Source organism: Caballeronia sp. ATUFL_F2_KS9A, assembly GCF_023630765.1.
In the GTDB taxonomy this organism is placed as follows: domain Bacteria; phylum Pseudomonadota; class Gammaproteobacteria; order Burkholderiales; family Burkholderiaceae; genus Caballeronia; species Caballeronia zhejiangensis.
Window position 1 is genome coordinate 1 of sequence record NZ_JALQEK010000010.1, and the last position, 22,132, is coordinate 22,132.

20 protein-coding genes are annotated in these 22,132 nt (G+C 64.2%); 8 read left to right on the forward strand and 12 right to left on the reverse strand.

Annotated features, from left to right (window positions below):
- Nucleotides 1–150 precede the first annotated feature (150 nt).
- The 6 genes from NCS67_RS08520 to iolB all read left to right on the forward strand — a co-directional run bounded on the left by NCS67_RS08520 (nt 151) and on the right by iolB (nt 8,400).
- Nucleotides 151–1,317: an ABC transporter permease gene (locus NCS67_RS08520; RefSeq protein ID WP_008341964.1), complete on the forward strand. Its 1,167-nt coding sequence runs from the start codon at nt 151–153 to the stop codon at nt 1,315–1,317.
- Nucleotides 1,318–1,331: 14 nt separating this feature from the next.
- Nucleotides 1,332–2,117, forward strand: coding sequence for an ATP-binding cassette domain-containing protein (locus NCS67_RS08525; protein WP_008341966.1), 786 nt, complete (start codon nt 1,332–1,334; stop codon nt 2,115–2,117).
- Between the two features lie 13 nt (nt 2,118–2,130).
- The gene (locus tag NCS67_RS08530) at nt 2,131–4,122 is read left to right on the forward strand and encodes a bifunctional 5-dehydro-2-deoxygluconokinase/5-dehydro-2-deoxyphosphogluconate aldolase (protein ID WP_250434924.1); all 1,992 of its coding nucleotides are present in this window, start codon (nt 2,131–2,133) and stop codon (nt 4,120–4,122) included.
- Nucleotides 4,119–6,002 (forward strand): 3D-(3,5/4)-trihydroxycyclohexane-1,2-dione acylhydrolase (decyclizing), encoded by a 1,884-nt coding sequence (gene iolD, locus NCS67_RS08535; RefSeq protein WP_008341971.1) that lies wholly within the window; start codon nt 4,119–4,121, stop codon nt 6,000–6,002. The genes NCS67_RS08530 and iolD overlap by 4 nt, the downstream gene beginning before the upstream one ends.
- Nucleotides 6,003–6,685: 683 nt before the next feature.
- Nucleotides 6,686–7,591 carry a myo-inosose-2 dehydratase gene (gene iolE / locus NCS67_RS08540; RefSeq protein ID WP_250434926.1) on the forward strand — a complete coding sequence of 302 codons (906 nt, stop codon included), beginning with the start codon at nt 6,686–6,688 and terminating at the stop codon, nt 7,589–7,591.
- Nucleotides 7,588–8,400, forward strand: coding sequence for a 5-deoxy-glucuronate isomerase (iolB, locus tag NCS67_RS08545; RefSeq protein WP_008341974.1), 813 nt, complete (start codon nt 7,588–7,590; stop codon nt 8,398–8,400). The genes iolE and iolB overlap by 4 nt, the downstream gene beginning before the upstream one ends.
- 83 nt (nt 8,401–8,483) lie before the next feature.
- On the opposite strand, the gene NCS67_RS08550 is transcribed toward iolB, so the two are convergent.
- The 11 genes from NCS67_RS08550 to alaS form a co-directional block, all read right to left on the reverse strand.
- Nucleotides 8,484–8,783, reverse strand: a complete 300-nt coding sequence (locus NCS67_RS08550; protein ID WP_250434927.1) for a PIN domain-containing protein — start codon at nt 8,781–8,783, stop codon at nt 8,484–8,486.
- Nucleotides 8,780–9,019 (reverse strand): FitA-like ribbon-helix-helix domain-containing protein, encoded by a 240-nt coding sequence (locus NCS67_RS08555; protein WP_284504062.1) that lies wholly within the window; start codon nt 9,017–9,019, stop codon nt 8,780–8,782. The genes NCS67_RS08550 and NCS67_RS08555 overlap by 4 nt, the downstream gene beginning before the upstream one ends.
- A gap of 54 nt (nt 9,020–9,073) precedes the next feature.
- The gene (locus tag NCS67_RS08560) at nt 9,074–9,790 is read right to left on the reverse strand and encodes an ABC transporter ATP-binding protein (protein ID WP_250434929.1); all 717 of its coding nucleotides are present in this window, start codon (nt 9,788–9,790) and stop codon (nt 9,074–9,076) included.
- A complete protein-coding gene (locus tag NCS67_RS08565; protein WP_250434930.1) occupies nt 9,787–10,527 on the reverse strand; it encodes an ABC transporter ATP-binding protein in 741 nt (246 codons plus the stop codon). Before NCS67_RS08565 ends, NCS67_RS08560 begins: the two co-directional genes overlap by 4 nt.
- Nucleotides 10,524–11,606 (reverse strand): branched-chain amino acid ABC transporter permease, encoded by a 1,083-nt coding sequence (locus NCS67_RS08570; RefSeq protein WP_250434931.1) that lies wholly within the window; start codon nt 11,604–11,606, stop codon nt 10,524–10,526. Before NCS67_RS08570 ends, NCS67_RS08565 begins: the two co-directional genes overlap by 4 nt.
- Entirely contained in the window at nt 11,599–12,480 is an 882-nt protein-coding gene (locus NCS67_RS08575) for a branched-chain amino acid ABC transporter permease (protein ID WP_051996832.1), read from the reverse strand. Before NCS67_RS08575 ends, NCS67_RS08570 begins: the two co-directional genes overlap by 8 nt.
- A gap of 70 nt (nt 12,481–12,550) precedes the next feature.
- Nucleotides 12,551–12,988, reverse strand: a complete 438-nt coding sequence (locus NCS67_RS08580) for an acyl-CoA thioesterase (protein ID WP_008341987.1) — start codon at nt 12,986–12,988, stop codon at nt 12,551–12,553.
- 3 nt (nt 12,989–12,991) lie between these two features.
- A complete protein-coding gene (gene gbd, locus NCS67_RS08585; RefSeq protein WP_250434932.1) occupies nt 12,992–14,140 on the reverse strand; it encodes a 4-hydroxybutyrate dehydrogenase in 1,149 nt (382 codons plus the stop codon).
- Between the two features lie 65 nt (nt 14,141–14,205).
- On the reverse strand, nt 14,206–15,240 hold the full coding sequence (locus NCS67_RS08590; RefSeq protein WP_033537101.1) for a threonine aldolase family protein: 1,035 nt from the start codon (nt 15,238–15,240) through the stop codon (nt 14,206–14,208).
- Between the two features lie 141 nt (nt 15,241–15,381).
- Nucleotides 15,382–15,627, reverse strand: a complete 246-nt coding sequence (locus NCS67_RS08595) for a hypothetical protein (RefSeq protein ID WP_008341990.1) — start codon at nt 15,625–15,627, stop codon at nt 15,382–15,384.
- Between the two features lie 123 nt (nt 15,628–15,750).
- Complete coding sequence (gene alaS / locus NCS67_RS08600; protein WP_008341992.1) at nt 15,751–18,375, reverse strand: alanine--tRNA ligase; 2,625 nt, start codon at nt 18,373–18,375, stop codon at nt 15,751–15,753.
- 200 nt (nt 18,376–18,575) lie between these two features.
- On the opposite strand from alaS, the gene NCS67_RS08605 reads away from it, so the two are divergent.
- Nucleotides 18,576–19,796 carry a CaiB/BaiF CoA transferase family protein gene (locus NCS67_RS08605; protein ID WP_250434933.1) on the forward strand — a complete coding sequence of 407 codons (1,221 nt, stop codon included), beginning with the start codon at nt 18,576–18,578 and terminating at the stop codon, nt 19,794–19,796.
- Nucleotides 19,797–19,800: 4 nt separating this feature from the next.
- Here the strand turns inward: NCS67_RS08605 and NCS67_RS08610 are convergent, their stop codons facing one another.
- Nucleotides 19,801–20,013, reverse strand: coding sequence for a hypothetical protein (locus tag NCS67_RS08610; protein ID WP_008341996.1), 213 nt, complete (start codon nt 20,011–20,013; stop codon nt 19,801–19,803).
- Nucleotides 20,014–20,397: 384 nt separating this feature from the next.
- Between NCS67_RS08610 and NCS67_RS08615 the strand changes: the two genes are divergently transcribed.
- The gene (locus NCS67_RS08615; RefSeq protein ID WP_175982534.1) at nt 20,398–22,107 is read left to right on the forward strand and encodes a glutamine--tRNA ligase/YqeY domain fusion protein; all 1,710 of its coding nucleotides are present in this window, start codon (nt 20,398–20,400) and stop codon (nt 22,105–22,107) included.
- The last annotated feature ends 25 nt before the right edge of the window (nt 22,108–22,132 follow it).

The following is a 22,132-nucleotide window of genomic DNA, read 5'->3' on the forward strand; positions in this document are numbered from 1 at the left end:
CGCCCCCGCCCGCCGGGCCGCGGGCGCCGCCCCCCCCCCCCCCCCCCCCCCCGCCGCCGCCCCCCCCCCCCCCGCCCCCCCCCCCCCCCCCCCCCCCCCCCCCGCCCCGCGCATCGGTACCGCATCGACATCGAGTCTCAAGGAGCCATCATGGGCGTAGCCGGCAAACACTACCCTCCTCACGTGAACCGTCAGCAGGACAACGCTGAAACACCTGACCAGGCCAAGCCCTCGGATGAGCGCGTACGCCACACGTCGTGGTTCGGTCATTTGCTGAATCGCCCGGAGTTCGCGGCCATTTCCGGCACCGTGCTCGTCTTCATCGTGTTCGGCTTCGGCGCGGGATCGTCGGGCATGTTCAACCTCGACGGCGTGATGAACTGGTCGCAAGTGGCCGCCTATCTCGGCCTGCTCGCGGTCGGCGCGTGTCTCCTCATGATCGCCGGCGAGTTCGACTTGTCCATCGGCTCGATGATCGGCTTCGCTGGCATGATGGTCGCGTTGCCGGCGGTCTATTTTCATTGGCCGCTATCCCTTTCGATTCTCTTCGCGTTCGTCATGTCGATGCTGCTCGGCGCATTGAATGGCTATCTCGTCATGCGCACGCGCCTGCCGTCGTTCATCGTCACGCTCGCGTTCCTGTTCATTCTGCGCGGCCTCACGCTCGCGCTGTCGATCATGTTCGCGGACCGCACCATCATCTCGGGCGTCGGCGATCTCGCCCAGGCCGATCCCATCGCCGACACGCTCTTTCATGGCGTCGCGTTTCACGGCCTGTTCACCTGGCTCGCGCACATGGGCATCGGCAAGCTGCTCGACAGCGGCCAGCCGCTCGTGCCGGGCATTCCGAAAGTCATCATCTGGTGGCTCGCGCTCGCGGCGGTCGGCGCGTTCGTGCTCGCCAAGACGCGCTACGGCAACTGGATTCTCGCGGTCGGCGGCGATGCGAATGCCGCGAAGAACGTCGGCGTGCCGGTGAAGCGCGTGAAGATATCGCTCTTCGTGCTCACCGCGTTCTGCTCGTGCCTCTTCGCCGTGCTGCAAGTGTGCGATATCGGCTCGGCGGCGGCGGATCGCGGCTTGCAGAAGGAATTCGAAGCGATCATCGCGGCGGTCATCGGCGGCACCTTGCTGACGGGCGGCTACGGATCGGTCGTCGGCGCATGTTTCGGTGCCCTGATCTTCGGTGTCGTGCAGATCGGCATCACTTATACGAACGTGAGCTCGGACTGGTTCCGCGTGTTCCTTGGCGTGATGCTGCTCATCGCCGTGCTCTTCAATCACTACGTGCGCCGCCGCGTGTCCCAGGCTCAATGAGAGGAGCAACGAACATGCAAGACGACAACATCCTCGCGCTCGAAAACGTCAGCAAGTTCTTCGGCAAGGTGATCGCGCTGAACGGCGTCACGTTGCGGCTCAAACGCGGTGAAGTGCATTGTCTGCTCGGCGATAACGGCGCGGGCAAATCGACACTCATCAAGACGCTCGCAGGCGTGCATCAGCCCTCTTCCGGCGACTATCTCGTCGATGGCAACCCCGTGCATTTCGACTCGCCGAAAGAAGCGCTCGATCTCGGTATCGCGACTGTGTATCAGGATCTCGCGCTTGTGCCGTTGCTATCGGTGGCGCGCAACTTCTTCATGGGACGCGAGCCGCAAAAGAAGCGCTTCGGCATCAGCGTGATGGACCTCGACCTCGCCGCCGAAACGTCGCGCGCCAAGCTCGCCGAAATGGGCATCAATGTGCGCGATCCGCATCAGCCGATCGGCACGATGTCCGGCGGCGAGAAGCAATGTCTCGCGATTGCCCGCGCGATTCACTTCGGCGCGCGCGTGCTGATCCTCGACGAACCGACCGCCGCGCTCGGCGTGAAGCAGAGCTTCAATGTGTTGAAGCTCATCCACAAGGCGCGCGAAAAAGGCATCTCGGTGATCTTCATCACGCACAACGTTCACCATGCCTATCCGATCGGCGATTCGTTCACGCTGCTCAATCGCGGCCGCTCGATGGGCACGTTCACCAAGGACAACATCAGCAAGAACGAAGTGCTCGACATGATGGCGGGCGGCGCAGAAATGCAGCAGATGATGACCGAACTCGAAGGCGCGACGATCTGAGGACATTGAATCCATGCCAACGCAAAATCCCTCTCGCTTCGCGCCGGATCGCACGCGCGATATCGTGTGTCTCGGCCGCCTCGCCGTCGATCTCTATGCGCAAAATGTCGGCGCGCGGCTCGAAGATGTATCGACGTTCGCGAAGTATCTCGGCGGCTCGTCGGCGAACATCGCGTTCGGCTGCGCGCGGCTCGGGCTGAATGCGTCGATGCTCGCGCGCGTCGGCAACGATCACATGGGGCGCTTTCTCACGGAGACGCTCGAACGCGAAGGCTGCGATGTGAGTCACGTTCGCATCGATCGTGACCGGCTCACCGCGCTCGTGCTGCTCGGCCTCGAAGACCGCGACACGTTTCCGCTCGTGTTCTATCGCGAGAACTGCGCGGACATGGCCGTCGACGAACACGATTTCGATGAAGCGTATATCGCGTCATCGAAGGCGCTGCTCATTACGGGCACGCACTTCTCGACGGAACAGGTGAACCGCACGAGCCGTCGCGCGCTCGACTACGCACGACGCAACGACGTCCGCACGATTCTCGACATCGACTATCGGCCTGTCTTGTGGGGTCTCACGGGCAAGGCGGATGGCGAGACGCGCTTCATCGCGAATGAAGGCGTCACTGCGCATTTGCAGCGCATTCTGCCGTTGATCGATCTCGTCATCGGCACGGAAGAAGAGTTTCGCATCGCGGGCGGCAAGGACCGTCTGATCGATGCGCTCGCGATGGTCCGCAAGGTCACGAGCGCGACGCTCGTCGTGAAGCGCGGGCCGCTCGGCTGTTCGATCATCGAAGGCGCGGTGCCGTCGTCCATCGACGATGCGCCGGTTCATGGCGGCGTCGAAGTGGAAGTGCTCAACGTGCTCGGCGCCGGCGACGCGTTCGCTTCAGGCTTCTTGTCGGGATGGCTGCGCGACGAGCCGCTCGAAGCCTGCGCGCGAACGGCCAATGCATGCGGCGCGCTCGTCGTGTCGCGTCACGGCTGCGCGCCCGCGATGCCCACGCCCGCCGAGCTCGATTACTTTCTCGCCGCGGCGAAGGAAGACCCCGCGCGCATGCGCCGCCCCGATCGCGATGCAAAGCTCGCGCGTCTGCATCGCGTGAGTCCCAAGCGCAAGCAATGGGACGAAGTGCTCGGCTTCGCGTTCGATCATCGCAATCAGTTCTTCGATCTCGCGCAGCAAACGGGCGCGAGCGAAGCGCGCATCTCGACGTTGAAAAACCTGTTCGTCGAAGCCGTTGCACAGACGGAGAAAGAACTCGCGCTCGAAGGACGCATTGGCGTGTTGATCGACGATCGCTACGGGCAAGATGCGTTGAACGCGGCGACGGGACGCGGCTGGTGGATCGGCCGGCCGGTCGAATTGCCCGGCTCGATGCCGCTCGAATTCGATCATGGCCGCTCCATCGGCACGACGCTCGTGCAGTGGCCGCGCGAGCAGGTCGCGAAGTGTCTCGTGCAATATCACCCCGATCATCCGCATGACGTGCGTCTCGAACAGGAAGCGCAGTTGCGCGCGCTCTACGATGCCGTTCAGGAAAGCGGCAACGAACTGCTGCTCGAAGTGATCGTGCCGAAGAACGGGCCACCGATTGAAGACGACACCGTGCATCGTGCGTTGAAGCGTCTCTACAACCTCGGTATCTATCCGGAATGGTGGAAGCTCGAACCGATGAGCGCGAAGCAATGGCAAGCCATCGATGCGCTGATCGCGCAGCGCGATCCGTATTGCCGTGGCGTCGTGTTGCTGGGCTTGTCGGCGGGCGTCGATCAGTTGCGTGAAGGCTTCGCAGCGGCGGCATCCTCGAAGACGTGCAAGGGCTTCACCGTCGGGCGCACGATTTTTCATGAGCCGAGTCATGCGTGGCTCGCCAATGAGATCGACGACCGCGAATTGATCGCGCGCGTGCGACGCACGTTCGAAGCGCTGATCGATGCATGGCGCGAGGCGCGTTCGTCTTCGGGCGCAGAACTTCGAGTGACACAGGAGCAAGCCGCATGAACCAGCGTGCAACGCAATCGGAGACTGCAGTGAGTTCGACCATTCGACTGACCGCCGCGCAAGCGCTCGTGCGCTATCTCGCGGCGCTTCGCACCGAACACGGCGAGCCGCTTTTCGGCGGCGTGTTCGCGATCTTCGGGCATGGCAATGTCGCGGGTATGGGCGAGGCGTTGTATCGGCATCGCGATGAATTGCCGACGTATCGCGCGCACAACGAGCAGGCGATGGCGCATGGCGCGATCGCGTATGCGAAGGCGCATATGCGGCGGCGCATGATGGCGGTGACGACGTCTATCGGTCCGGGCGCGACCAATCTCGTGACGGCGGCCGCGCTCGCGCATGTGAACCGCTTGCCGGTACTGCTGTTGCCGGGCGATATCTTCGTGTCGCGCGCGCCCGATCCGGTGTTGCAGCAAGTGGAGGATGGTCACGATGGCGGCGTCTCCGCTAACGATGCGTTGAAGGCGGTATCGCGTTACTTCGATCGCATCGTGCATCCCGCGCAATTGTTGAGCGCATTGCCGCGCGCGATACGCGTGCTCACCGATGCGGCGCAATGCGGCCCGGTCACGCTCGCGTTGCCGCAGGACGTGCAGGCGATAGCGTACGACTACCCTGCTTCGTTCTTCGAGCCGCGCGCCGTCGAGTTTCATGCGCCGGCACCGATTCCGCGCGAGATCGAACGCGCCGCCGCGATGCTGCGTGAAGCGCGCGAGCCGTTGATCGTATCGGGTGGCGGCGTGCTGTACGGGCTCGCGACCGATGCGTTGCGCACGTTCGCGCACAGGCATGGCGTGCCCGTCGCGGAGACGCAGGCGGGCAAAGGCGCGCTCGCCTGGGACGATGCGTTGAACGTCGGCGGTATCGGCGTGACGGGCGGCACCGCTGCGAACGAACTCGCGCATGCGAGCGATTGCGTGCTTGCTATCGGCACGCGTCTGCAGGATTTCACGACCGGATCGAACACGCTATTCACGCAGGCGCGGCTTGTCGCGGTCAATGCGAATCCGTTCGATGCGCTCAAGCAGAACGCGCTCGCCGTGCAGGCGGATGCGCGTGCCGCGCTGGAAGCGTTGTCCGAGGCGCTCGGCGACTGGCACGCATCGCCGCAATGGACGACGCGCGCGCATCGGCTTGCGAATGAGTGGCGCGAGACCGTGGCGCATGTGACGAACACGCCCGTCGCGGATGGCAAGCTGCCGCGCGAAGCCGATGTGATCGGCGCGGTGCAGCGCTCGGACGATGCTTCTTCAGCCAACGATATCGTCGTGTGTGCTGCGGGCACTTTGCCCGCGGATTTGCAGAAGCTCTGGCGCACCAGCGCGCCGGGCGGTTATCACGTCGAATACGGCTATTCGTGCATGGGCTACGAAGTCGCGGGCGGACTGGGCGTGAAGCTCGCGCGGCCCGAGCGCGAAGTGATCGTGATTGTCGGCGACGGCTCGTATCTGATGATGAATAGCGAGCTCGCTACGTCGGTGATGCTCGGCGCGAAGTTGATCGTGGTGTTGCTCGACAATCGCGGGTTCGGGTGCATCAATCGCTTGCAGCAGGCTTGTGGCGGGGCGCCGTTCAACAATCTCATCGATGATTGCAAGCAGGGCGCGCTTGGGGCGCCGGAGATCGATTTCGCGATGCATGCGCGGTCGCTCGGGGCTTTGGCGGAGCATGTTTCCAGCATCGATGAGCTTATCGTCGCGATGAAGCGCGCGCGGGCGGCGGATCGCAGTTATCTCATCTCTATCGATACGGATCCTTCGAGGACTACCGAGGAAGGTGGATGGTGGTGGGAAGTCGCCGTTCCTGAAGTGTCGGATCGCGCGGCTGTCGTCGTTGCGCGTGAGGCCTATGAGCAGGCCGTCAAAGCTCGTAGTGTTTGATTGAGCTTCTATGGAAGCCTGTGATCGCGTCGGTCTATTGGGCGTTGCCCCTGTGCGGGGCGGCAGTCACTTTCTTTGCTGCTGCAAAGAAAGTAACCAAAGAAAGCAGCTCGTCACGGCCCGCGGTCACACGCAATTTGGGTAGTTCTCTCGTCCCAGGCGGCACTCGCCTAAAGAGTGCCCTCAAAGGACCAACCGGGCTTGGCTCGCGCACGGTCCGCCGCCCGAAAACGTTGAGCGCGCTGGTTCAGCACGAAACGGTATCGGCACAGCGCTGCGCGCTGCCGCCGGGTCTGCAAGGGAAACCGACGAGCGGCAAGTGCAGTGAGATGGAGACGGCAGCAAAGAAGCACGCGCGGACCCGATTGACCGGTCGGCCGCGCAGCGGGCTGGAGCTATTTGGTGCTGAGCCCGTTTATTGTGTGGTGCGATGTGGCAGACCGTGCGCGAGCCAAGCCCGATGGGGCCTATGAGGGCACTCTTTAGGCAGCCCACGATGGACGAGAGGACTACCCAAATTGCGTGTGACCGCGGGCGTATCGGAAGCTGCTTTCTTTGCTTACTTTCTTTGCAGCAGCAAAGAAAGTAAGTGCCGCCCCGCACAGGGGCAGTGCTAATAGACCACTAAGAAACCGGGATCCGGCGAAAGCGAAAGCAAAAAGCAAAAAGGAGAACCCAACATCATGCCTTTGAAAAAGATACGCATCGGCATCAATCCATTGTCATGGATGAACGACGACCTGCCTTCGCTCGGCGGCGAGACACCTCTCTCCACCGCCCTGACGGAAGGAAAACAGATCGGCTATGAAGGCTTCGAGCTAGGCAACAAGTTCCCTCGCGAACCGCAAGCGCTAAAAGCCTTGCTCGCGCAGTACGAGCTAGCGCTAGTCTCAGGCTGGTACTCGGGCCGACTCGCAGAACGCAGCGCAGAAGAAGAAATCGAAGCCGCGGGCCCCCATCTCGACCTGCTCGCGCAAAACGGCGCGACCGTAATGGTCTACGGCGAGGTCGCCAACTCGATCCAGGGCGCGCCAAAACCGCTCTATCAACGTCCGCGCTTTTTCTCGGATGCGCAATGGACCGGGTACGCAGACCGCCTGAACCGCTTCGCCGAATACACCCTCTCGCGCGGCGTGCGCGTCGCCTATCATCATCACATGGGCGCGTATGTCGAAACGCCCGCCGACGTCGACCGCCTCATGGCGCTCACCAACGATTCGGTCGGCCTGCTGTTCGACGCGGGACACATCACGTTCGCGGGCGGCGATGCCCTGAGCGTGCTGCAAAAGCATATCGCTCGTGTATGCCACGTCCACTGCAAAGACGTGCGCCCCGAAATCGTGAAGCTCGCGCGCAATCGCAACTGGAGCTTTCTCGATGCGGTCATCAACGGCGCGTTCTCCGTGCCCGGCGACGGCTGCGTCGACTATCCGGGCATCATCGCGTGTCTCGCGAAGCATGATTACGAAGGCTGGCTCGTCGTGGAAGCGGAACAGGATCCGGTGATCGCGCCGAGCTACGCATACGCCGACAAGGGCTATCGCACGCTGCGTACGCTCGTCGACGCAACATTCAAGGAGGCAGCATGAGCCTGCTAGTGAAAGCATCGCGCGAAGGACAAACCATCGCGCGCGTCACGCCCGATTCCGCGGGCTGGAAGCACGTCGGCTTCGCGGCGTATCGCCTGAATGCGGGCGATGTCGTGCATGTCTACGACGCGGATCGCGAAAGCTGCATCGTCGTGTTGACGGGCACGGTGAGCGTCGAAGCGGGCGACGAGCATTATCAGTCGATCGGCTCGCGCGACAGCGTGTTCGAAGACGCCGCGCCGTATGCCGTCTACGTGCCGCCGAAGCTGGCCGCCATCGTGCGTGCGGAACGCGATGCGCAGATCGGCGTCGCGAGCGCGCCCGCGAAGGGCGAGTTTCCGCCGCGTCTCATCGAGCCATCGCAGATGAAGCGCTCGACGCGCGGCAAGAACGCGAATACGCGCTACGTGTGCGACATTCTTCCGCAAACGGAAGATGCCGAGTCGTTGCTGGTCGTGGAAGTGCGCACGCCGGGCGGACATGCGTCGAGCTATCCGCCGCACAAGCACGATCAGGACAATGTGCCCGTCGAAAGCTCGCTCGAAGAGACGTATTACCATCGACTGAATCCGCCGCAAGGATTCGCGTTTCAGCGCGTTTATACCGATGAACGCGATCTCGATGAAACGATGGCCGTCGAGGATCACGATGTCGTCATGGTGCCGCGTGGGTATCATCCGGTGGTCGTGCCGTATGGCTACGATAACTACTATCTGAACGTGATGGCCGGCGACAAGCGGACGTGGCACTTCAAGAACGATCCGAAGCATGAGTGGATCGTGGAGAGGGATAGCAAGGCGCAGGGTTAAGCGAGCGGGAAGGCGAATGCCGCATGTCGCGGCATTCGCTGCACTACGCGTTCCAGGGATCGAAGATCGTCGCGTCGAACTGACTAATGGGTGCCGATGCTCTTTCTCGACGCAGCGATTTCCGCGTACGCATCGGCTGCATCGTTATCGAAACTCGGCAGACGGCCAGCAAAATCTTCACTGAAGATGATCCGCGTGGCGTCCCATAGGCGCTGCCGCCTGATACCTGCGGCCATCGACCATATTCCATGGAGAATTTCTCCACGCGTGACAGTCGTGGTGAACAGTGCCGAATGCGGCTCGTTGGCGAGCCATGTCAAAACGCGCTGTTCCGGCGCCGGACGCAGCAACTCGGAAAGGACGTTGGTATCTAGAACGATCATTCATCGAGCCCCGACGGGTTACGAATCGCCTCGCGCTTGGGAAGCTCCAACTCGACTCCGCCAAGCGGATCGATGCGGCCACGAATCGATTCGACAAGAATCTTTCCTTGCGCCGGTTCTGTCCAAAGAGCTGTCCGCAGAATGTCGCGAGCCTCTTCCTCCATCGAGCGACCGTGCTTCGCTGCCTGCATACGCAAGCGCGTCTCAAGTTGCTCGTCGATATCCTGAATGGTCATGGCCACCACGTTGACCTCCGTTGAAGCGATGTATCAAATTGAACTTCAGGCATATTAACTCGAATCGAACGTGCCACCGACCGACAGCCATTGCCGCGAGATCGCTTCATCGCGCGCGAGCGTCTCGATCGTCCCATCGAACTGTATCGCCCCATGCCCCATGACCGCGACGCGCGCATCGAGCGTGCGCGCGATCGTCAATCGCTCTTCGATCAGCAGCGTCGCGACGCCGCGGTTGCGCAGCATCGCGAGACACGCGGCCACTTCCGCGAGCACTTGCGGTGCGAGCCCTTCGCCCGGTTCGTCGATGACGACCAGCGACGGATCGCCCGTCAACGTGCGCGCGAGCGCGAGCATCTGCTGCTCGCCGCCCGACAGCGCGCCCGCCTTCACCGACGCGCGTTCTTCGAGCACGGGAAACAGCCGATACGCATCGCGCAACGCAAAACGCGTGCCCTTCCTTTCGCCCAGCACGAGATTTTCGCGCACCGTGAGCGCAGGGAACACATCGCGCGTTTCGGGCACGTAACCAATGCCCAGCCGCGCGATGCGATGCGCCCTCAAGCCGACGAGCTGAACATCGCGATAGCGCATGTCGCCCGCGCATCGCACGAGTCCCATGATGGCTTTCGCGAGCGTCGATCGTCCCGATCCGTTGCGGCCGACAAGCGCCACCGCTTCGCCTTCGTCGATGCACAGGTGCACGCCGTGCAGCACTTGCGCCGCGCCGTACCACGCGCGCAAATCGTCGATACGCAACTGCGCCTTCATGACGCGACTCCACCGAGATACGCGTCCTGAACAGCGCGATTCGCGCGTATCGCAGCGGGCGTATCGGTGGCGATCACGCGCCCTTGCACGAGCACCGAAATGCGATCCGCGAGGCCGAAAACCGCATCCATGTCATGTTCGATGACGAGCAGCGTGCGCCCTTCCGTCGTCGCGCGAATCAGTTCGAGCGCGCGAGTCGCCTCCGCGCGATTCATGCCGGCGGTGGGCTCGTCGAGCAAGATCAGCGGCGCATCGGTGGCAAGCGCGATGCCCAGATCGAGCGCGCGTTGCTCCGCGTACGTCAGGCGTGCCGCGAGTTCGTCGGCGCGCGCGGCAAGGCCGATGGCATCGAGCATCGCGTGCGCGCGTTCGTCGATTCGTCGCGAAGGCAGCCATCGATCGACAAGCCGCGACGATGCCGCGCCGAGCGCCGCGCAACGCAGGTTCTCGAACACGGACAAGCCGCCGAACACGCTCGTCGTCTGAAAGCTGCGGGCAAGCGAGCGCGATACGCGTTGCGGCGGCTTGCCGGTGATATCGATTCCGCTCGCGACGATGCGTCCATCGTCGGGCCGCGTGCGTCCCGAGATCAGATCGAAGAGCGTGGATTTGCCCGCGCCGTTCGGTCCGATGAGCGCGTGCCGCTCGCCCGCAGCGACCTGCAAGTCGACGCCGCGCAGTACGCGCGTCACGCCGAAGCGCTTGACGATGCCATGCAATTCGAGCGCCGCGTTCATCGCGCGGTCCTCGTGCGTCGCGCGAGCCACAAGCCCAGCAACGCGCACGGCAACGCGATGAACCACGCGCGTGCATCGGTTCGTCCGGCGTAAAGCGCTTCGACCGGCACGACGACCGCGACGCCCCACGCGATCGCGCTCAGCATGCCGATGCACAAGGACCGCGCATCGCGCCGAACGAGGCCCGCGACGCCTTCCGGCGCGGCCACGACGACCCACATGAACAAGAGCCCGAGATACATCGGCCACGCGGTGCTGACGCTCGCGAGCCCGACGCTAAAGAACGTGAGCAGCACCGCGCCGACGATCGGCCCGGCGAACGTGCCCGCGCCGCCGATGACGGTCGCGACGAGCGCGCTCGTCGATCGCGCAAGACCGACGCTCTCCGACGACACCAGCTCGACGTTGATCAACGCCAGCACGCCCGCGATGCCCGCGAAAAACGCCGACACGATCAACACGTGCAAGCGCACGCGCGCGGGCGCGAAGCCGATCGCGGCGGCGCGCGCGGGATTGTCGCGCACGGCGTTGGCGAGACGGCACATCGGCGTGCGCGAAAACGCGAACATCGCGACCGCCGATATCACGCACCAGCACGCGATCAACGCATACGCCTCGCGCGGCGGCCCGAAGGTCATCGCGAAGAACGAAGGCCCGCTCGCGCGATCGATCGTCACGCCGCCCTCGCCGCCGAACCACCCCGGCACGAGCCACACGCATGCGGCGACGAGTTCGCTCAAGCCCAGCGTGATCATCGCGAAGGACGTGCCCGCGCGCTGCGTCGAAATCGCGCCGAAAACGACGGCGACGAGCATCGCCGCGCATCCGCCGATCATCGGCAGTAACGGCAACGGCACGCCGAATCGATTGAACGCATGCGCGGCGGCGAACGCGCCGAGACCCGAATAGACCGCGTGCCCGAACGAGAGCAAACCCGTCTCGCCGAGCAACAGGTTGTACGAAAGCGCGAGGACGATGAGCGTCGCCGTCTGCGCGAGATACGCGAGCAGCCACGATTGATCGACGACGAGCGGCGGCAGCGCGAGCGCGACGATCAGCGCGATGAAGACCTTAAGCATCGCGCGTGCGCTCGCCGAAAAGCCCGCGCGGCCGCGCGGCCAACATCGCGACGAGCAGCAGATACGGCAGCACGGGCGCGAGTTGCGCGACCGTCAACGCGCTCCACGCAGGCGGCAAGGTCACGCCGAGCGATGCCGCGATGCCGCCCGCCGTCGCGCTCGCGCCGACCGCGAAGGTCTGGACGCAGCCGATCAGAAGCGACGCGACGAGCGCGCCGCCGAGCGATCCGAGCCCGCCGATCACGACGACGACGAACACGATCGGGCCCATCGCATCGGCCATCGCCGGTTCGATGACGGCGAGCGGCGCGCCGATCACGCCAGCGAGCGCGGCGAGCGCGGTGCCGGCGGCGAAGACCATCGTGAAGACGCGCGGCACATCGTGGCCGAGCGTTTCGACGGTCGCGGGATGCGTAAGCGCCGCGCGCACGATGAGCCCCGTTTTCGATGTACGCAACACGAGCCACAGCGCGCCGAGCATGACGACGGCGACCGTCATCATGAACACGCGATAGCGCGCGAACGATGCGCCGTACAGCATGAAAAGCGGTCCGTCGAGCACGCGCGGAACGGCGGCGGGCAACGGCCCGAGTCCCCAGACGAGCTTCACGCCCTCGCCGATGACGATGGCCGCGCCGAAGGTCAGCAGCATGTCGGCGAGCGCGCCGCGCGCATGGACGCGCCTCAATAGCAGGCGCTCGAACAAGGCCCCGGCAACGCCAACGATCAATGGCGCACAGATGAGCGCGAACCAGAATCCGCCGTACGCGGCGAGCGCCTGCCCGACATACGCGCCGAGCATGTAGAAACTCGCGTGCGCGAAGTTGAGCACGCCGAGCATCGAGAAAATCAGCGTGAGTCCCGCCGACAGCATGAACAGCAGCAATCCCACGCTCACGCCGTTGAGCAGACTCACGCAAAACCACTGAAGCAAAACGCGACCCTCAGCCGGTGATGAGCGGCTTCAACGCATCGACGAGCGGCGCGGGCAACGGTACCGGCCTGCGCGTCACGCGATCCACGTAGACATGCACGAAATGCCCCTGCGCGGCGGCTTCGTCCGCGCCTTGCGTGAAGATCGCGACTTCGTAGCGCACGCTCGTATTGCCGAGCTTCTCGACGCGCAAGCCCGCCTCGATCGGTTCGGGAAACACGACCGGCGCGAAGAAATTGCAGCGCGTCTCGACGACGAGGCCGATGGTTGCGCCCTCGCTGAAATCGAGCACGCCCGCTCGCAGCAGGTACTCGTTCACGACCGTATCGAAGTAGCTGTAGTAGACGACGTTGTTGATGTGACCGTAGACGTCGTTATCCGACCAGCGCGTGCTGATCGGCAGGAAGTGCGCGTAATCGGCGCGCGTGGTCGGGACCGGCTTGCTCATCGCTCAGAGAGACTCCATCAGCATGCGTCGATAATCGTCGGCGCTCGCCTCGCGCGGGTTCGTCTTGTGGCAGTGATCCGCGAGCGCGCCCTTCACGACCTTGTCGAACATGCTTTCGTCGACGCCCATCTGCGACAGACGCGTCGGCAGGCCGAGGCGCGCGGTCATGTCGTGCACGGCCTGCGCGACATCGGCGTTATCGGGGAGATTCATCACGCGGCGCATGCGCCCGAAACGCCGGTCCGCGACGACCGTCGGCGCGCTTTCGTTGAAGCGCAGCACGGCAGGCAAGACCACCGCGTTCAGCGTGCCGTGATGCAGCGACGTGCGTCCGTTCACCGCCAGCCCGCCCAGCGGATGCGACAGCGAATGCACGCAGCCGAGGCCCTTCTGGAACGCCATCGCGCCCTGCATCGACGCGGACATCATATTCAGACGCGCGTCGCGGTCCTGGCCGTCGTGCGTCGCGCGCTCGATGTTGGCCCACGCGCGTTCGAGTCCATCGAGCGCGATGCCGTCGGCGGGCGGATTGAACGCGGGCGCGAGAAACGTTTCGATGCAATGCGCGATCGCGTCCATGCCGGTCGCGGCGGTGAGCGACGGCGGCAGGCCGAGCGTGAGCGACGGATCGCAGACCGCCGATTTCGGCAGCAGATGCCACGAATGGAAGCCGAGCTTGCGCCCGTCGTTCAGGATGATGATCGCGCCGCGCGCCACTTCGCTGCCCGTGCCCGACGTGGTCGGCACCGCGATCAGCGGCGCCGCGCGCTCGGTGATCTTGCCGCTGCCGCCTTCGATCGTCGCGTAGGTCGTGAGCGGCTCGTCGTGCGTCGCGGCAATCGCCACGCCCTTCGCCAGATCGATCGATGAGCCGCCGCCCACCGCGATCAGGCCGTCGCAGCCTTCGCGCTTGTATTGCGCGGCGGCTTGCATGACCATCGCTTCGGTCGGATTCGACGGCGTGTCGTCGAACACCGGCAGCGCGCCGAGCCGCGCGCTTTCGATCACGCGATCGGCAAGCCCCGCTGCCTTCACGCCTTTATCGGTGATGACGAGCGGACGCTTCATCCCGATGCGCGCGCATTCGCTTTGCAGCGTCTGTAGCGCGTCGTAGCCGAGATGAATGTGGGTCAGATAGAAGATGAAGGCCATGGCGTCAGCGTCGATAAAAGAGGTGCGGCCATGTTGAAACCGCACGCCGGAAGTGTCAATCGGGGTTAGATCGACGCCGACAAGGCGCGCACTTCATCGACGAAGCGCTCGACGGTCCCCCGCTGCGTATCCCACGCGCACATCAGACGGCAGCCGCCCGAGCCGATGAACTGATAGAAGCGCCAGCCCTTCGCGCGCAGCGCCGCCGCGACGTGCGCCGGCAACTCCGCGAACACCGCGTTCGATTCGGGCTTGAAGAGCAGCGACACGCCCGGAATGCCGGCGAGGCGCTCGGCCATCAGCGATGCCATCGCGTTCGCGTGACGCGCGTTGCGCAGCCAGACGTCGTCGTCGAGCAGACCGAGCCACGGCGCGGAAATGAAGCGCATCTTCGAGGCGAGTTGCCCGGCCTGCTTCAGGCGATAGGCAAAATCGGCGGCGAGCGCCTTGTCGAAGAACACGACCGCCTCGCCCACCGGCAGACCGTTTTTCGTGCCGCCGAAGCACAGCACATCGACGCCCGCGCGCCACGTGATCTCCGACGGATGCACGTTCAGCGTCGCGACCGCGTTCGCGAAACGCGCGCCGTCCATGTGGATCTTCAGATGCCGCCGCTTGGCGATGGCCGCGATCGCGCGGATCTCCTCGACGGTGTAGACGGTGCCGACTTCCGTCGCCTGCGTAAGCGAGACGACCTTGGGCTTCGGATAGTGGATATCCGAGCGCTTCGTGACGAGTTCCTCGATCGCGTCGGGCGTGAGCTTGCCGTTCTCGCCCTTCGCGGTGAGCAGCTTCGAGCCGCCGGAGAAGAATTCGGGGCCGCCGCATTCATCGGTTTCGATATGCGCGAGTTCGTGGCAGATCACCGAGTGATACGACTGACAGAGCGACGCGAGCGCGAGCGAATTCGCCGCCGTGCCGTTGAAGACGAAAAAGACTTCGCAATCGGTCTGGAAGAGGTTGCGGATGCGGTCGCAGACTTGCGTGGTCCACGAATCGTCGCCATAGGCGGGTTCGTGGCCGCTCGTGTTGGCCTGGATCAGCGCTTGGAGCGCTTCCGGGCAGATGCCTGCGTAGTTGTCGGAGGCGAAGTGTTGGATCGGGTCCGTGGGCGCTGTCATGGGGTCGCTGTGATGGCCGGTTTGAACGCGGCGCGCGCGGACGCTAAGACATCGAACGTCATCGCGCGCGCCGGCAATCGGGCCATTTTAGCGGTTCATCGCCTTCCGAACCGCGTGCGCCTACTTGGTGTTCGGCGCGCTCGCGGCGTTGGCCTGCTGCGCCTGTTGCGCCTGCTTGTCCTTCTTGTTCGCTTCGTGATGGCCGATCGCGCAGCCGCCGATCGCGCCCGCGGTGCCATGTCCGCCCGCGACATGTCCCGCGACGCCGCCGACCGCCGCGCCCTTCAGACAGCCCTTCGCCTGCGCGGCGCCCGTTGCTGCGAGCATCGTCGAAGCCAGAATGATCGATGCGAGTCTGCGATTCATATGTCGTCTCCCTTGTGTTGATGGAACTTCACGGGAAGACGCACGCGCCATACCTGACAGCGTGTAAAGAAAAACGGCCCGATCTTCGTCAGATCGAGCCGTTTTGTCAGAAGCGATGAACGCTTAAAGCTGCTGCTGCACCCATCCGGTCACGCCGGCCAGCGCGGCCGGCAGATTGGCCGGTTCCGTGCCCCCTGCCTGCGCCATGTCGGGACGGCCGCCGCCCTTGCCGCCGACCTGCTGCGCGACGAAATTGACGAGCTCGCCCGCCTTCACCTTTTTCGACGCGTCCGGCGTCACGCCCGCGATCAGGCTGACCTTGCCGCCATCGACGGACGCGAGCACGATCGCCGCGCTCTTGAGCTTGTCCTTGAGCTTGTCGACGGTTTCACGCAGCGTCTTCACGTCCGCGCCTTCGAGTTGCGCGGCGAGCACCTGCACGCCGGAAACATCGACGGCCTTCGAGACGAGTTCGTCGCCCTGGCTCGCCGCCAGCTTCGATTTCAGCGCGCCCAGTTCCTTCTCCAGCGACTTCACGTGCTCCTGAACCTGCGCGATGCGTTGCGTGAGTTCGGACGGTTGCGCCTTCAGCACGCCCGCCGCCGCATTGATGCGCTGATCCAGTTCCTGCACGTAGCGCACGGCGTTGTCGCCGGTGATCGCCTCGACGCGGCGAATGCCCGCCGCCACGCCGCCTTCCATCACGATCTTGAAGAAGCCGATGTCGCCGGTGCGCTGCACGTGCGTACCGCCGCACAGCTCGCGCGAGAAGCCGAGATCGAGCACGCGCACGGTGTCGCCGTATTTCTCGCCGAAGAGCGCCATCGCGCCGCCCTTCACCGCGTCGTCGTACGGCATCACGCGCACGACGCCCGGCGCGTTCGCGATGATCTCGTTGTTGACGATCTGCTCGACGCGACGGATTTCTTCGTCCGACATCGGCGCGTTGTGGGCGAAGTCGAAGCGCGTCTTGTCCGCATCGACGAGCGAGCCTTTCTGCTGCACGTGACCGCCGAGCACTTCGCGCAGCGCCTTGTGCATCAAATGCGTGGCCGAGTGATTGCGCGCGGTGCGGGCGCGGCGCACGCCGTCGATTTCCGCCTTCACGACGTCGCCGACCTTGAGCGTGCCCTGCTCGACCGTGCCGTGATGACCGACGACATCGGCCTGCACTTTCAGCGTGTCCGCGACGGCGAAGCGCACGCTTGCGTTCGCGAGCACGCCCTGATCGCCGACCTGGCCGCCCGATTCGGCATAGAACGGCGTGTGATCGAGCACGACGACCGCTTGCTGGCCGTCCTTCACTTCATTGACCGATGCGCCTTCGACGTACAACGCGAGGATTTTCGCGTCGTCGAAGATTTCCTTTTCGTAGCCGTGGAACGTGGACTTCGCGCCCGAGTATTCGAGGCCCGCCGCCAGCTTGAACTTGCCGGCCGCGCGCGCCTGATCGCGCTGACGCGCCATCGCGTCGTCGAACGCGGGTTCGTCGACGGTCACGCCACGCTCGCGGCACACGTCCGCCGTGAGGTCGAGCGGGAAGCCGTAGGTGTCGTGCAGCTTGAACGCGAGTTCGCCGTCCAGTTGCTTCACGCCCTTCTTTTCGAGATCGGCGAGTTCGCCTTCGAGGATCGACATACCGTGCTCGATGGTCTCGAAGAAGCGCTCTTCTTCCTGACGCAGCACGTCGGTCACGCGTTGTTGCGCATCGGTGAGTTCCGGATACGCCGCGCCCATTTCCGCGACGAGATCCGCGACGAGCTTGTGGAAGAACGCGCCCTTCTTGCCGAGCTTGTAGCCGTGACGGATCGCGCGGCGCACGATGCGGCGCAGCACGTAGCCGCGGCCTTCGTTGCCGGGAATGACGCCGTCGACGATCAGGAACGAGCATGCGCGGATGTGGTCCGCGATCACCTTCAGCGAGTTGTTTTCCAGATCCGGCGTGTTCGTTTCGCGCGCCGCGGCCTTGATGAGATTCTGGAACAGGTCGATCTCATAGTTGCTGTGCACGTGCTGCAGCACCGCGGCGAGACGTTCGAGGCCCATGCCGGTATCGACGCACTGCTTGGGCAGCGGCGTCATGTTGCCTTGCGCGTCGCGATTGAACTGCATGAACACGAGATTCCAGATCTCGATGAAGCGGTCGCCGTCTTCTTCGGGCGATCCCGGCGGGCCGCCCCAGATTTCCGGGCCGTGGTCGTAGAACACTTCGGAGCACGGACCGCACGGGCCGGTGTCGGCCATCTGCCAAAAATTGTCCGATGCGTAACGGGCGCCCTTGTTGTCGCCGATGCGGATGATGCGCTCGACCGGCACGCCGATTTCCTTCGCCCAGATATCGAAAGCTTCGTCGTCTTCCTGATAGACCGTGACCGTGAGTTTTTCCGCCGGCAGGTTGTAGACCTTCGTCAGCAGTTCCCAGCAGTAGTGAATCGCGTCGCGCTTGAAGTAATCGCCGAACGAGAAGTTGCCGAGCATCTCGAAGAACGTGTGATGCCGCGCGGTGTAGCCGACGTTCTCCAGATCGTTGTGCTTGCCGCCCGCGCGCACGCTGCGCTGCGCGGTCGTCGCGCGCGAATACGGACGCGATTCGCTGCCCAGGAACACGTCCTTGAACTGGACCATGCCCGAGTTGGTGAAGAGCAGCGTCGGGTCGTTGCCGGGCACGAGGCTCGACGAACGCACGATCGTATGGCCCTTCGATTCGAAAAACTTCAGGAATTTCTCGCGTATTTCGGCGGCTTTCATAGCGTACGGGGCGTGTCTTCGGTTCTTTGATGGCGCCCGCGGGCAGCTGATTTCGCAGGCTGCCGGCGGAACAAGGGTGATTGTCGATTATACGGGATTCGCCGCGCGCGCCCGGGCGATGCGGACGCCCGCGCTATCGCGCACGCCGCGGTTCTGTGCGACAGTCGCACTCCGGAGACACAACGTAGCGAGACACATCGATGGGAGCCTTGAGCCATATCCGCGTGCTGGACCTGACCCGCGTGCTGGCGGGACCGTGGTGCGCGCAGACGCTCGCCGACTTCGGCGCGGACGTCATCAAGATCGAGCGGCCCGGAACCGGCGACGACACCCGTCACTGGGGCCCGCCCTACCTCAAGACGCCCGAGGGCAACGACACGCACGAAGCCGCGTACTACCTCGCGGCGAACCGCAACAAGCGCTCGGTGACGGTCGATATCGCCACGCCCGAAGGCCAGCAGATCGTGCGCGAGCTGGCCGCGCAAAGCGATGTCGTCCTCGAAAACTACAAGGCCGGGCAAGTGAAGAAGTACGGGCTCGACTACGAGTCGCTGAAGGCCGTGAAGCCGGACATCGTCTATTGCTCGGTGACGGGCTTCGGGCAGACGGGGCCGTACGCGTCGCGCGCGGGCTACGATTTCATCGTGCAGGGCATCGGCGGATTCATGAGCATCACCGGCGAGCGCGACGGCCAGCCCGGCGGCGGTCCGCAGAAAGCGGGGGTGGCGATCGCCGATCTGATGACCGGCATGTACGCGACCATCGGCGTGCTCACCGCGCTCGCGCACCGCGACCGCACGGGCGAGGGCCAATACATCGACATGGCGCTGCTCGACGTGCAGGTCGCGATGCTCGCCAACATGAACACGAATTTTCTCGCGAGCGGCAAGCCGCCGGTGCGCTGGGGCAACGCGCATCCGAACATCGTGCCGTATCAGACCTTCCAGACGAGCGATGGCTGGATCATCGTCGCGGTGGGCAACGACGGGCAGTTCCGCAAGTTCGTCGAAGCGGGCGGACGCCCCGAGCTGGCCGACGACGCGCGTTTCGCGGCGAATCCGTCGCGCGTGCGCAACCGCGACATGCTCGTGCCGATTCTCGCGGACATGGTGCGTCTGAAAGGCAAGCACGAATGGATCGCCGAGCTCGAGGCGGCGGGCGTGCCGTGCGGGCCGATCAACGATCTCGGCGAAGTATTCGAGGATCCGCAAGTGCTCGCGCGCAGGATGCAGATCGATCTGCCGCATCCGACGGCCGGCACCGTGAAACTCGTCGCGAGCCCGATCAAGATGAGCGCGACGCCGCCCGAAGCGCGCACGCATCCGCCGCTGCTAGGCGAGCACACGTCGAGCGTGCTGGCCGACGTGCTCGGCTACGACGAAGCGAAAATCGCGCGATTGCGGGAAAAGAAGGCGATCTGAACCCTTATCGAACGCCCGCGCCGATCAGACCGCCCGCCGCCGCGCCCGCGACGGTGCCGATCGGCCCGCCCGTGACCAGATACCCGAGCGCGCCGCCGGCGGCCGCGCCGACGCCCGCGTGAGCCTGCTGACGCGAGACGTTTGCGCAGGCGGCGAGGCTCGATACGAGCGCGGCTGCGGCGGCGAATTTGAGCGTCGTGAGGGCGATCTTCTTCATGATGGGCTTCCTTGTGTTGTCGTTGTGATGTGTTGTGCCTGGCGCTCGAGCGTGCCCCCGGAACCGGCGCGCTCGATGCAGGCGAGCCGATCTTAAGAGCCCGCGCGCGCGCCTTTCAACGCGATTTACGTCCCGTTACGGCGGTTACGAGGCGTGCCGCGGCACGTAAACCATGTAACGGAACTCGCGAAACGGCGCGACGGCTGGAACCGCCCGGCGAAACAAAGCGCGAGCGCTTCCTCATACGCCGCCGCGGCCTGCCCCGGACGGTTGCGTAAGGTAGAATCGACCCAATATTCAAGGCCTTCGTACGCGTTTCGAGTTTCATCGAGCGCTTCCCGAACCGATCACGCGCGCGAGCGCATCCGCTGCCACTTTTTCCGCATGAACACCGATCGCAACGACGCTCCGGCGCCATCCAATTTCATTCGCAACATCATCGAAGACGACAACCGCTCCGGCAAATGGTCGCAGCGGGTCGAGACGCGCTTTCCGCCGGAGCCGAACGGCTATCTGCATATCGGCCATGCGAAGAGCATCTGCGTGAACTTCGGCCTCGCCGCGGATTACGGCGGCGTGTGCCATCTGCGCTTCGACGATACGAATCCCGAGAAGGAAAGCGTCGAATACGTCGATTCGATCATCGACGCCGTGAAATGGCTCGGCTTCGACTGGAACAAGAACGGCATCGAGCACCGCTATTTCGCGAGCGACTACTACGACAAGCTGTACGAATACGCCGAAATGCTCATCAAGAAGGGCCAGGCGTACGTCGACAGTCAAACGGCCGAAGAGATGCGCGCGACGCGCGGCTCGGCCACCGAAGCCGGCATCAACTCGCCGTATCGCGATCGTTCGCCCGAAGAAAACCTCGACCTCTTCCGCCGCATGAAGGCGGGCGAGTTCAAGGAAGGCGAGCACGTGCTGCGCGCGAAAATCGACATGGCGTCGCCGAACTTCAACATGCGCGATCCGGTCATCTACCGCATCCGCTTCGCGCATCATTACCGTACCGGCGATACGTGGTGCATCTACCCGATGTACGACTACGCGCACTGCGTGTCGGACGCGATCGAGAACATCACGCACTCGCTCTGCACGCTGGAGTTCGAAGATCATCGGCCGCTCTACGACTGGTTCCTCGCGCAGCTCGCGGACGACGGCGTGTTTCAGCGTCCGCTCCCGCAACAAATCGAGTTCTCGCGCCTGAACCTCACCTACGCGATCACGAGCAAGCGCAAGCTGCTGCAGCTCGTGCAGGACAATCACGTCGACGGCTGGGACGATCCGCGCATGCCGACCATCGTCGGCGTGCGTCGCCGCGGCTTTACGCCGGAAAGCATTCGTTTGATGGTCGAGCGCGTCGGCGTGACGAAGGTCGATTCATGGATCGACATGAGCATTCTCGAAGGCGCACTGCGCGACGATCTCGACGAGAAAGCGCCGCGCGCGATCGCCGTGCTCGATCCGCTGAAGCTCATCATCGACAACTATCCGGAAGGACAGAGCGAGGAATGCAGCGCGCCGGTGCATCCGCATCATGCGGATCGCGGCGTACGCACGTTCCCGTTCTCGCGCGAATTGTGGATCGAGCGCGAGGACTTTCAGGAAACGCCGCCGAAGGGCTATTTCCGCCTCTTCCCCGGCAACAAGGTGCGTCTGAAGTACGGCTTCATCGTCGAATGCACGGGCGCGGACAAGGACGAGAACGGCAACGTGATCGCAGTGCACTGCAACTACTTCCCGGACAGCAAGTCGGGCACCGAAGGCGCGAACAACTACAAGGTGAAGGGCACGATCCACTGGGTCAGCGCGGCGAGCGCTTATGCGGCCGAGGTGCGTCTGTACGACCGTCTGTTCAAGGAACCGCAGCCGGGCGCGGGCGGCGCGGAGTTCCTCGACGCGCTCAATCCGGATTCGAAGCGCGTCGTGAACGCCTATCTCGAACCGAGCGCGCGCGATGCGAACGCCGAAGACCGCTTCCAGTTCGAGCGGCACGGCTACTTCGTCGCGGACCGTGTGGATTCGCAGCCGGGTAAGCCCGTGTTCAACCGCATCGTCAGCCTGCGCGACAGCTGGGGCAAGCCGGCCTGACATCGATGCAACGAGAGCGCCGCGC